9 protein-coding genes are annotated in these 11783 nt (G+C 49.6%); 1 reads left to right on the top strand and 8 read right to left on the bottom strand.

Annotated features, from left to right (window positions below; genetic code table 11):
* Window positions 1–593: 593 nt before the first annotated feature.
* The 5 genes from mutY to DFQ00_RS27580 form a co-directional block, all read right to left on the bottom strand.
* On the bottom strand, window positions 594–1985 hold the full coding sequence (mutY, locus tag DFQ00_RS27600) for an A/G-specific adenine glycosylase (RefSeq protein WP_110899633.1): 1392 nt from the start codon (window positions 1983–1985) through the stop codon (window positions 594–596).
* A gap of 81 nt (window positions 1986–2066) precedes the next feature.
* Window positions 2067–2471, bottom strand: coding sequence for a holo-ACP synthase (gene acpS / locus DFQ00_RS27595; protein WP_110899632.1), 405 nt, complete (start codon window positions 2469–2471; stop codon window positions 2067–2069).
* Between the two features lie 284 nt (window positions 2472–2755).
* Window positions 2756–3565: an ammonia-dependent NAD(+) synthetase gene (gene nadE, locus DFQ00_RS27590; protein ID WP_110899631.1), complete on the bottom strand. Its 810-nt coding sequence runs from the start codon at window positions 3563–3565 to the stop codon at window positions 2756–2758.
* Window positions 3566–3689: 124 nt separating this feature from the next.
* Window positions 3690–4124: a BrxA/BrxB family bacilliredoxin gene (locus DFQ00_RS27585; RefSeq protein WP_110899630.1), complete on the bottom strand. Its 435-nt coding sequence runs from the start codon at window positions 4122–4124 to the stop codon at window positions 3690–3692.
* Between the two features lie 223 nt (window positions 4125–4347).
* Window positions 4348–6042, bottom strand: coding sequence for a two-component system sensor histidine kinase NtrB (locus tag DFQ00_RS27580; RefSeq protein WP_167433862.1), 1695 nt, complete (start codon window positions 6040–6042; stop codon window positions 4348–4350).
* A gap of 193 nt (window positions 6043–6235) precedes the next feature.
* Between DFQ00_RS27580 and DFQ00_RS27575 the strand changes: the two genes are divergently transcribed.
* A complete protein-coding gene (locus DFQ00_RS27575; RefSeq protein WP_110899628.1) occupies window positions 6236–7504 on the top strand; it encodes a BaiN/RdsA family NAD(P)/FAD-dependent oxidoreductase in 1269 nt (422 codons plus the stop codon).
* A gap of 672 nt (window positions 7505–8176) precedes the next feature.
* Here DFQ00_RS27575 and DFQ00_RS27570 read toward each other — a convergent pair.
* From DFQ00_RS27570 to DFQ00_RS27560, 3 genes are all read right to left on the bottom strand, one after another.
* Window positions 8177–8632 (bottom strand): hypothetical protein, encoded by a 456-nt coding sequence (locus DFQ00_RS27570; RefSeq protein WP_110899627.1) that lies wholly within the window; start codon window positions 8630–8632, stop codon window positions 8177–8179.
* A 175-nt stretch (window positions 8633–8807) separates the two neighbouring features.
* Window positions 8808–10061, bottom strand: a complete 1254-nt coding sequence (locus DFQ00_RS27565) for an ABC transporter permease (RefSeq protein WP_167433861.1) — start codon at window positions 10059–10061, stop codon at window positions 8808–8810.
* A gap of 10 nt (window positions 10062–10071) precedes the next feature.
* Window positions 10072–10812: an ABC transporter ATP-binding protein gene (locus DFQ00_RS27560; protein WP_110899625.1), complete on the bottom strand. Its 741-nt coding sequence runs from the start codon at window positions 10810–10812 to the stop codon at window positions 10072–10074.
* Window positions 10813–11783 lie beyond the last annotated feature (971 nt).

Genomic DNA, 11783 nt, shown 5'->3' with positions numbered 1-11783 from the left:
TATCGTTGCCGTTGTTCTCCCATATGGACACACCTCCGTTAGCCTTATTATCCTTCTGTCCGTTAACGGGTGTCCACTTTTTATTCTAGTTCCACGGCACTCCTTCACCTGAACGCCCTCTTCCTCTTCCTCCTAAGGCTTGCCACCCCATCATAGGACATATTTGCCCACTGTAGCCCGTAGCCCGTCCCTTAGCTTTAGTTAGTTAGTTTGTTTGTTTCACACCCGACTCACTTGCAAACTCTACGGATTACTCGCATACTGTAGCTATTTTTGTGCATCAGAGCGTACCGGGTAAAATTCCTTGCATACTTTTTGGACTGTCGCTTGTTGGCATACCCTGCCGTTTACTCGCACAACATAGCCTGCTTGCATGCTTTATCGGTTGCTTCGCCACCACGACACACACAAAGTCTCTCGGACGGTTATTAGGGATTTCTAACCTGTTCGCTTGCGGTTGCAATCAGATTGAAGCTCACCGTCATACGATCAATGATTAATTTCTCAGTGCAATGCTGCATACACAAACGATGTTTCATGCGTCCTGAGCAGATCCGGGCCATGCTTCCTTCCTGCCTCTGCACAGACCGTTATTATTCTGCTACTTCATCATAAGCTCCGGCGAAATAACTACGAAGCAGCTTGAGAAAGACGTTTGGAAACGCGAGCTTCTCCATGTCTTCCGGGCCGATCCATTGATAAGTGAGGCCGTCGCCTTTGCCTGTCAGCACTTCCTGAGACGCGTTAGCGGTGATCGAGGCTGACAGCGGCTTGTTATGTTCAAGGAGTGAGCCTGATTGGCTCTCCGTATAGGCTGTGCCTGGTGCTGATCCATCTGCAGATGGAAGCTCAGCATCCGCTTTGGGTTCAGCGGAGATTGGGGACTCTCCAGTATCAGCAACCGCTGAACCTGCCTTTGAGGCCGCCTGTGCATCGTAGGCGGCTCTTGCTTCCGCAGCAATCAGCGGAAGCTCACTGCCCTTGTCCTGCTCGGTGCACTTGTACACCTGCAGGCTCCAGACAATGTGGCTGAACACATGCTCCGCATGGGTAGCCAGCCCTTCCGGGCGGGCAGCGAAGCCTTCCGCCCACAGACTGCCGGCCAGCAGCGCCATGGCCGGCTCATCCGCCAGCGGCGCTGCCGCCTTCCCTGCGGCGGCAGGCGCCGCCAGCACATGCGGCAGCTCCCACATCCGGGCCAACAGGCCCGTCTCTGGGCGCTGGCGCACAAGCACACGGCCGCGATGCTCACCGCGGCCTTCCACCAGGGCAACCAGCCGCTGCTCAGGGCGCGGCGGCTTCGCTTTGGTCTTGACCGGCAGTGTAAGCTCTCTTCCGGCAATTCTGCCGGAGCATTGCTCCATCACCGGGCAAGTCAAGCAGTGCGGCGCTTTGGGTGTACACACCAGCGCGCCAAGCTCCATCAGCGCCTGATTGAAATCACGCGCCCGCCCTTCTGGAATGAGCTCTGTCGCGAGCTCCTCCATCAGCACCCGGGTGCTGCCCTTCATAATATCCTCATCAATGAGGAAATAGCGGGATAACACCCGCATTACATTGCCATCCACCGCTGGCTGCGGCTGGTTGAAGGCAATACTGAGAATGGCACCGGCCGTATACGGGCCGACCCCTTTTAACGCAAAGACGCTCTGCTTGTCCTGCGGCATCTCTCCCCCATGCAGCTCCATAACCTGCCTGGCAGCTGCCTGAAGGTTACGTGCACGGGAATAATATCCGAGCCCTTCCCAGTTTTTCAGCACCTCTTCCTCCGGCGCTTCTGCCAGTGCCTGCACCGTCGGAAAATTCGTGATAAAACGGTTAAAATACGGGATGACCGTATCCACCCTTGTCTGCTGTAGCATAATCTCGGAAACCCACGTAAAGTAAGGGTTATTGTGGCGACGCCACGGCAAATCCCGGCGATTCATCATGTACCAATCCAGCAGATTCACACTGAAATGACGTTTCTGTTCTTGTAAACCCATAGTTTCTTCCTTTCCTCTATCCACAATGCTTCCAAAATATCAACGTATCTGCCAAGCTGCAGCTCACCGAGCCCCTCATCTTCATCCCTGGCTATGTACCTGCTCCACAATCGCAAATGCCGCCGCCAGTTCAGTCTGATGTGTGATGCTGAGGTGGATTTCATATGACTTATCGTAAGGAAGCTGCAATCGCTCCCAGGCCTCACTAGTCAACGAAGCAACGGGACGGCCAGATGCATCCGGCAACACCTCGATATCCGTAAAGCTCATAACAGCCCCGATCCCGCAGCCAAATGCTTTGGACACCGCCTCTTTAGCCGCAAAACGGCCAGAAACAAACTCCGCCATCCGCTTGCCACGTTGAGCTGCAATATCCCGTTCAGCCTGGGTTAGAATGCGCTTCATAAATGCCTCACCATGCCGGCCGGACAGCAGTTTCCGCATCCGTCCAATCTCTAATATATCGTTGCCGATGCCGTATATCACAATGCTTCACCCGCTTAATTGTTTAGGCTGTTAAAAATAATAATCCTATCCTATCATTGCGAAACTTCCAGAGCATATATTCAAAATTTTCTGATCGAACCCCTCGCATCTTTCCGAACACGTATTCTATTGTAGCAGGAGGTGTGCAGGGATGCGAGTTTCCATTTTGTCAAAATCCAATTTCCCCAATACAAGCAAAAAAGAGCCGTTGCCTGGGGCAAAGACTCTTTTCGCTCAAATAAACACCTTACCCCTTGCAAGCCACTGACCAGCCTTCACCCGGATCAGATGCCAGGAATGGCATTACGCTTGTGGTGTGTACGTGTGTAGAAGGCTTCCAGGCGCTCTTGCGCGGCAGGGTCGATCTGCTTGCCTTCAAGGTAATCGCTGTTTGCTTCGTATGAAATCCCCAGCTCATCCTCATCGGTTTGACCTTCCCATAGTCCGGCAGAAGGAGCTTTGTCCAGAATGGATTGCGGCACCTTCAGGTAAGAAGCAAGCTTGCGCACCTGACGTTTGTTTAGTGTGCTTAGCGGTGTGATATCCACGGCCCCGTCGCCCCATTTGGTATAGAAGCCAGTGATCGCTTCAGACGCATGATCCGTTCCGACAACAAGCAGGTTCTCTTCAAACGAAAGCGCATATTGCATCACCATACGTGTTCTTGCCTTCACATTGCCCTTGCCTTGATGAGTCATATGACGCGGACTGCCCAAGGATTTGAAGCCCTGCTCCACTTCCAGTGCAATCTCGTTCACCGCATCCTCAATATTGGTCTCGACCACATGTTTGAGATCAAAGGCTTTGGCTACAGCGTAGCTGTCCTGAATGTCCGCTTGCTCTCCATAAGGCTGGAATACCCCCAGCGTTTTGTACTCTTGATTATTTTCGGCAGTAAGCTCGTCCGTAGCCTGTTTGCAGAGCGCTGTCGCCACTGCACTGTCAATTCCGCCACTGATGGCGATCAACAGCCCCTTGGTGCCGGAATTTTTCACATACGTTTTCAAAAAGTCTACACGCTTGCGTACTTCCTCGGCTTCATCAATGCTTGGTTTAACCTTCAATTCAGCGATGATCTGTTGTTGCAAACTCATCGTCATACACCCCGTTTCTGCATGATTAAAAATGCTGCGTCATCATCAATGAAAACTCTCTCGCATCATAAATGAAACGCCCCGGCATCGGTCATCCGAAGATCGGGGCGTTCTATGGAGCGAATTAACGGCAGTAACGATCAAACGCACTTGTCAGGTCAGCCGCGATTTCCTCTGCAGAACGATCCTCCACTTGGTGACGCTCGATAAAGTGAACGAGTTCTCCGTCTTTCATCAGCGCGATGGACGGGGAGGAAGGAGGATACGGTGCAAAGAACTCACGTGCTTTCGCAGTAGCTTCCTTGTCTTGACCAGCAAATACGGTGTAAAGATGATCTGGTGTAATATCATTCTGAAGTGCCTGAGCAACCCCTGGACGACATTGACCAGCCGCACATCCACACACCGAGTTAATCACAACCAGTGCTGTTCCTTTTGCATCCGGCAGGCTCGCTTCAACCTCTTCCGGTGTACGCAGTTCCTGAATTCCCAATCTAGTCAGCTCATCCCGCATTGGCTGAACCATATCTCTCATGTATTGATCAAATGACATCGACATTTCCGTTTCACTCCTTATAATGGTTGTTCTATGATCTCGCTTAAAAAAATGTAAGGACGATCGTCATGCACTCCTGAATGCGTCCATATCGAAAAAAATGGATACACGCTGTGCTATTCCTATTATACATCCCCAAGCAATGAAAGCAAGATTCAGACAACACCTGCGGAACGGCTTTCCCTATCTTATTATGGCTGATGCTCTGGCAAAATATGCTGACATACTATCGCTGAAAGGCGACTTTAAATGTCGTGCCGCGCCCTTCTTCCGATTCAACCGTAATGGTGCCATTGTGCCGCTCCACAATGCTTAGACACATAGATAACCCGAGTCCAGTCCCTTTGGCTTTGGTTGTATAAAAGGGCTCAAACAGCTTTTCCTGCTTCACCATCGGAATGCCAGGCCCTGTATCATGTACACATAACTCCACCTTGTCACCATCCGTTCTTGTCTCCAGGGTAAGCACACCCTTCTCATTCATGGCCTCCATGCCATTTCGGGCGAGATTAAGCACGACTTGTTTGATTTCTTTGGCGTTGAGGTTCAGCTTGGGCACATTATGGGCCAGCATCAGTTCAATGCTTTGACCGCGTAGGTTGGCATCGGCCCAAAGCAGCGGACTAAGCTCATGGATAATATCATGCAATTGTGATTCTTCCTTCTCCGCAATACGGTTCTGAGCCAAAGACAGAAAATCATTGATGATGCTATTGGCTCTATCCAGCTCTTCCAGCACGATCCGATAATAGTGGTCCAGGGACTCCGGGCTCTTTTCCTGCATTAGTTGAAGAAACCCTCGCACGACCGCCATCGGATTACGTACCTCATGTGTAATGCTTGCCGCCATCTGACCCACCAGACTCAGACGGTCCACATTGTCCAGTTCGCTTCGCAGCATCTCAAGCTCCGTAATATCCTGAATGATAAGCATCGCACCGGGTACAATTCGCGCTCCGTCTTGAGTAAAAGCATAGATCGGCACCGTGCGTGACAGAAATACATTTGAGCCGTACCGCACGGTCAGCACATTGGCCTCACCATGAGCGATTGCTTGATGAATGCTGTGTTCCATTTTGCCTGCCTGTTCCTGCTCAACAAATTGACTGGCATGCTGTCCAATCAAATTATGGGCTGAGGTGCAGGGCAATTGTTCTTTTGCGGTCTTCTTCATTAACTCATTAACAAAAACAATTCGGCCTTCCCTATCTACCGTAGCGATGGATAAAGGAACCGCATTCAGAATCTGGTGCAGCTTCTCCGTCTCTGTAATGTAGTAGTGATGCACTTCAGAGAGATGCTGCTCCATGCCTCGATAATGCTTCATCCGTTCGAGCCATAGCTGACTCAAGCTGCCAGCAACCAGCGCACCTGTCATATATCCGAGCCCGGACAGGATCAAAAACGCTGGAGACAATGCTGTCTCAGAAGAAGCCGAGATTACCCGCAACAAACCGGACACCATCATTTCAGCAGAGATCAGCCAAATAATTGTTCTCATCTGGCCGGACGATGTATTTTGCTTGAATCGTTTGGCAGACAACCATACAATAGGATAGAGAAGAATACCCGTATGAATTAGAAATTCGTACAAATTATAGGGATGTGCTACAAGAAAATAGAAGAGAATATGTAGAAGAGACAAGGCCGCGCCTATACGGAGGGTGCAATACAGAATCGCAAGCGTGACCGGGATAATGCTCAGGGATAAAGGAAAGGTCTCGGAACCTTCAGATAGCGCAAACAGCAAACAGAACAGCATGCTGAGCACACACGTTACTGTAAAACTGTAATTCACCTTATCTATATGATTATTTCGAATAACCTGTTGTTTGGAGAAACCCAGATAAAATAAGGGAATCAAGACTACTGCCGATCCTGCCAGCAGTACTTGTAAAAGAATGTCCTTTAACGCAACCACAACGTCATCTCCTCCTCGACCTGCACATTCCCTCATTCACTCTGATTAAAACATAGGCGACAGTATATTACAATATATCCCTTCATGCTGCAAAATAGAACACCTTATAAGCCTGTCTTGCTTCAGAAAAAGGCAGTAATAGACATCGTCTATAAAATACAGACAAAATTATGAATAAAGAAGGTAATCACATATGTATGACGTTATCGTAATAGGCGGCGGTTCAGCAGGTCTAATGGCTTGTGTCGCCGCTGCCGAGCATGGGGCCTCTGTGCTGCTGCTGGATAAAGGAGATCAATTAGGCCGCAAGCTGGGCATCTCTGGCGGAGGACGCTGTAATGTAACCAATGCGAAGGAAACCGATGAGCTGATTCGTTATATTCCGGGGAATGGACGTTTTCTATACAGCTCATTTCAGAATCTGGATAATCAGGGCATCATGCGTTTCTTTGAAAATCTCGGCATCGCGTTGAAAGAAGAAGACAATGGCAGGATGTTCCCGGTCACGGACAAAGCCAAAACTGTTGTGGATGCACTTGTCGGTAAAATTGTCTCCCTCGGCGTGGAGATTCGTACCAAAGAACCTGTCAAGGAGCTTATACAGAACGGTCAACACGTACAGGGTGTTAAGCTGGCGTCAGGCAAAATCGTGCACGGCCGCTCGGTGATCATCGCAACGGGCGGCAAATCCGTACCCCAAACCGGCTCCACCGGGGACGGATACCCATGGGCTGAAGCCGCGGGTCACACCATCACTGAGCTGTATCCAACCGAGGTGCCCATTGTGTCTGGAGAGAGCTGGATTCAGTCCAAAGAACTTCAAGGCCTGTCTCTGCGGGACATTGCTCTGTCCGTACTCGATGCCAAAGGTAAAACCGTCATCTCCCATCGCGGAGACATGATCTTTACCCATTTTGGCGTGTCTGGTCCGGTTGCCCTGCGCTGCAGTCAATTTATTCGCAAGGTGCAGATGAAATCCGGCAATACCCAGGTCACGATGAGCATTGATCTGTTCCCTGACCTTACCCCTGCTGCGCTGGAAGCACAGGTAAAACAAGGCCTGGAGCAAGAATCTCGCAAGGCTGTCAAAAATATTTTGAAAACATGGGTACCAGAGCGCCTCATCCCTCTGCTTATGAAACGTTCCGAGATTGGGGATGACCTTACCTTTCACCATTTTCCGAAAGGCATGCTAAGTCAGCTTTGCGGGCTCATGAAGTCCTTTACCTTCCGTGCAGACGGCACAAGATCCCTGAAGGAGGCCTTTGTTACCGGGGGTGGTGTTCACTTAAAGGAGATATACCCTAAAACGATGGAATCCAAGCTGCTTCCCGGCTTATTCTTTTGCGGTGAAGTGCTGGACATTCACGGCTACACTGGCGGTTACAATATAACCGCGGCATTCTCGACAGGCTATACCGCTGGCATGCATGCCGCGGAATACAGACACGCTAATGCGTAGGTATGTTAGCAGTCCACGTGTAGGGACAAAGGCGAATGTCTGGGGGCTACCCCTTTTGTCATGCATGGGGTGGGCATAGGAAGTAAGGTCGCCGGCATACTGCTCACGTTAAGATGCTAGTCATATTTCGGCGATATGGGCGGAGGTTCGCATATATATGCGTGATGTGTTAGGTGCGTGCCAAAGCTCAGCGGTGGATGCGTGATATGCTCGGTTCGTACCAGAGCTCAACGGTGGATGCGTGATATGCTCGGTGTGAGCCGGGCGAGTTTGCCTGTGCTGTGCGCTAACGATCTCCACAAGCCTTATCTAGCTGAATTTTACCTCGGTTACATTGTAACGATCTCCAGGAACGCTATTTGAATTACAAACGGCTTTTTCAGCGCAAAATGAGCCATTTCCGCTAAAATAACATCTCTGGAGATCGTTACATTTCAAAACACCTCAAAATGAAGCAAATAGCGTTCTCTGAGATCGTTAAGAAGTTAAAAATCACCGGACACAGCGCCGGGCTAACCCAATGATACATCTTTAACCCCTATCATACGTTTTCGTCAAAAATAGGCATCCCACATTTCATTGTCATGAACGGGATGCCTATTGCTGTGTCATTTTTGCAGCTCTACGTTGAGTTACTGCTGCTGCCCTTGCGAATTGCTATACAGTTCTTCCTCAAGCCTTGACGCTACCCGAAAATCCATCAGCGGAGTCGTCATAAACAGGATCATCGCTATAGTTACGCTCACCCTGGCCGACATTGATTGTTTGATTTTTGCCGCTTAGATAGCCCTCGTTCCAATCCTCATTTACCAAATGCGCTGGAATGGATACATTTTGAAACAGGTCTATTTCCTCTGCAGAAGAAGCAAAAACCGCACTTCCGCCATGCGACTGAACAATTTCAACTGCAGATTGCGGGTCCTGCCGATCTGTCGGGATGTATAATTCAAGCGGTGCAGACTGATATGGCTTATAGCCTAACTCTTCCAAGGTTGCTTTTGCCGCAAGCAGTGCTGAAGGATCAGAAAAATGCACTTGAAGCTCACTGTTGTCCATCACAGGCCACTCCTCCTCACTATAAAATTTCTCATCTCGCCCATTCATCCAATCACTCAAACCATCGTTCATCCATTCGATCAGGCTTCCTCTATTCCACAATACATCACAGGATTCGGATGATATAAGTTATATTGGATTCACTAAGCTCGTCTTCTATAGCATGGGCAGTAAATCGGCGTGATATGCTTCAGTCCATGAATTCCTTACAACTACTAGCGATAAAGGGTTCTGCTTGGGTGCGATATTACTCTGTGCGAATCTGTCTGACCCAGCCTGTAACAGACACGACGACATATGCAAATGCTAACGTACCCACAGCAGTCATAAAACCGGCAAGCCAGCCCAGCCAAGTCACTCCCATGACATACCCCATCAATGTAACGAGTGGGAACAATAACATTCGCACCATAACTAACCCTGCCACATGCAGCGCATCCGAATCATAATTGATCACAAGCTTCATATACTCCGAGGTCGCCAAACCATCCCAGGAGCGATACAGCATCAAGGTGAGCATAAAGATCAATAGTCCACATACGATCATATTCACTGGAAACGGTGGTAGAGCAACCGCTGCTAACGACAGACCACTTAACTGAAAGTAAAGTTTCAGCGTAGCCGAATTGCGGAAAAACGCTTTAAATCCGATCTCCGCCGTCCGGTTCGGTATGGAGCGTTTACGAAATAAGGGTCGTGATTTGCGAAAAACAATCGTGTGTGTCTTCTGGGGCTTGGGTTTACTCACGGCTTGACTCAACATAAGGGCGGTCAATCTTAGCCTGCTGCGCAGATCCTCACGAACATCTCCTTCAAATGTGCCCTTCATAAGCAAGCGCAGCTTCATTATAGTGACGAGCATCAGCGAAACAACCGTTATACTCAAAACGATTTTCCACGCCTCTCCAAGCATCCACGTTGATGTGCGAACAGTCATCCATCCCGTAGAAATTACAAGCAAGGCCATGAATAGCCAGCGCCGCCAGCCTGTATGTCGAACCTTAATCATATGTATAGCTATAACCTGAAAGGATGCTGCGACTCCCAACCAGATACTCGTTAACACAATCTGGTATATAGACATCTCATACACACGAACAAGCAATGGGGCGACAAGCGCAGTGATGAGCATCATTTTCCCCAGTTGTAACCAAAGCACCCGCAGAAGTCCACGCTTCATCAGTGTTCGCATCCATAGCGATCTGGATTTCAAAAACAGCACATCGGCTTCCTCCACAAAAAGCAGAACGCCACCCGTCAGCATTACCAATTCAAGGATGACCGTGAGAAAAGGCAATGGCAGCCCTGCTGCCCACGCTGGCAAAGACTTGGTCCACAGACTGGTGTACCAGCCGGCAAAATACAGAAGACCCGGAATAAGCAGATATAACCATACCGTCCAATCCACCACAAACTTAACATTGCGCCACTGTTCTCTTATATGCTCTTTATGTCTTCTTTGGTATAAGAGTTGAGGCGTATAACGTTTGTGCTCCATCATCAGCATCCTCCTATCGTTCCGATGTCAGCGTATCAAAACAGTCAAACAGCGATGCTTCCGGCATACCCGCAGCAGCACGAATCTCATCCAACGTTCCTTCCGCAGCCGATCGGCCGGAAGCAATCAAAATGAATCGGTCACAGATACGTTCAGCCGTATCAAGTACATGCGTGGACATCAATACTCCTGCTCCGCGACGCCGTTCATCATCGAGCAATTTCAAAAAATCCTTCGTTGCACGCGGGTCCAGGCCAATAAACGGCTCGTCCACAATATAGATATCCGGCGAGGATAAGAAGCCAATCATCAGCATCATTTTCTGACGCATCCCCTTGGAAAAACTGGCAGGCAGATCATCACGCACATGATCCATACCAAATTGAAACAACAGTTCCTCCGCTCTCGCCGTAAATATCTCCTCTTCTATCCCATAAGCAGCGGCGGCCAGATCAAGATGTTCCCACAACGTCATGTATTCGTAAAAAACAGGTTGCTCGGGAATATAGGCGTATCGCCCTTCCCCGCCAATGGTTACATCGTAATCGGCATGCTCCAGCAGACCGAGCAGTGTTTTGATGGTTGTACTTTTCCCGGCACCGTTGGGTCCGATAATGCCTACCAGCTCTCCCGGTGCCACTTGCATCCGAATATTGCGGATCGTAGACTGTCCCGGTATGTAACCCGCTTCGCGAATATGTACGTTCAGAATAGAATCGGGTAAAGCTTTTTCTGTATTATCGAAGGCATTCATATCCCACACTCCTGTTACGATCATATTTTACATTGGTGCTCTATAGTTATTGTAAAGCAGTTTGTCTTCTTATGTTTGATCAATTTGAGCAAATAACGTCAAGGCGGTAAAAGATACAGTTCACCAGGTGCCAGACATGCCCTCATTTCTTTTTCCACTCATCATATATAGCTAGAAAACTAAAAAAAGAAGCAGGGGTTCCGGAGCCCCTGCTTCTTGCTTGTACCGTAAAAACTTATATTAACGATTGCTCTCCACCATGGTGGAGATTGCACTCTCGCCTTCCGCTTTCGCGTTCAGACCAAGATCAAGCATACCACGGCTTTCGCTTGCATTGCTGCTGCTCGCATTACGCTCACGGTCCTTCACGTTACTTGTGCGCTCGGACTGAGCCATCGTTGCACTCTCGCCTTCCGTTTTCGCGTTCAGACCGNNNGCATTGCTGCTGCTCGCATTACGCTCACGGTCCTTCACGTTACTTGTGCGCTCGGACTGAGCCATCGTTGCACTCTCGCCTTCCGTTTTCGCGTTCAGACCGAGATCAAGCATTCCGCGGCTTTCGCTTGCATTGCTGCTGCTCGCATTACGCTCACGGTCCTTCACGTTACTTGTGCGCTCGGACTGAGCCATCGTTGCACTCTCGCCTTCCGCTTTCGCGTTCAGACCGAGATCAAGCATTCCGCGGCTTTCGCTTGCATAGCTGCTGCTCGCATTACGCTCCTTAGCGTCTTGTGAATACTCGTTCATCGTTGCAGCTTCCCCGGATACATTTGCATTCAGGCCAAGGCCTAGACTGCCGGAGCTACTACGCTCCGTTGTAACCTCCGAGGATTGGTTATTGTAGCGGCTCATATTCTCAGCGGATACACCAGCATTAAGCCCTAAATCCAGATTCAATGCTCCAGTCGCACTGGAGGAGCCTCCATAGCTGCCAGCATTGCCGTAACCAGCGTCACGTTGTCCTGACAGTA

This window comes from Paenibacillus barcinonensis (assembly GCF_003217495.1).
GTDB classification, from domain to species: Bacteria; Bacillota; Bacilli; order Paenibacillales; family Paenibacillaceae; genus Paenibacillus; species Paenibacillus barcinonensis.
This window is presented reverse-complemented; position numbering and strand designations above follow the sequence as displayed.

Bases quoted from the DNA above. Each gene is read 5' to 3' on its own strand.
- mutY (WP_110899633.1), bottom strand. From the start codon at position 1,985: ATGGGTTTACAAGAACAGAAACGTCATTTCAGTGTGAATCTGCTGGAT.
- nadE (WP_110899631.1), bottom strand. From the start codon at position 3,565: ATGAGTTTGCAACAACAGATCATCGCTGAATTGAAGGTTAAACCAAGC.
- DFQ00_RS27585 (WP_110899630.1), bottom strand. From the start codon at position 4,124: ATGTCGATGTCATTTGATCAATACATGAGAGATATGGTTCAGCCAATG.
- DFQ00_RS27575 (WP_110899628.1), top strand. From the start codon at position 6,236: ATGTATGACGTTATCGTAATAGGCGGCGGTTCAGCAGGTCTAATGGCT.
- DFQ00_RS27570 (WP_110899627.1), bottom strand. From the start codon at position 8,632: ATGAACGATGGTTTGAGTGATTGGATGAATGGGCGAGATGAGAAATTT.
- DFQ00_RS27565 (WP_167433861.1), bottom strand. From the start codon at position 10,061: ATGATGGAGCACAAACGTTATACGCCTCAACTCTTATACCAAAGAAGA.
- DFQ00_RS27560 (WP_110899625.1), bottom strand. From the start codon at position 10,812: ATGAATGCCTTCGATAATACAGAAAAAGCTTTACCCGATTCTATTCTG.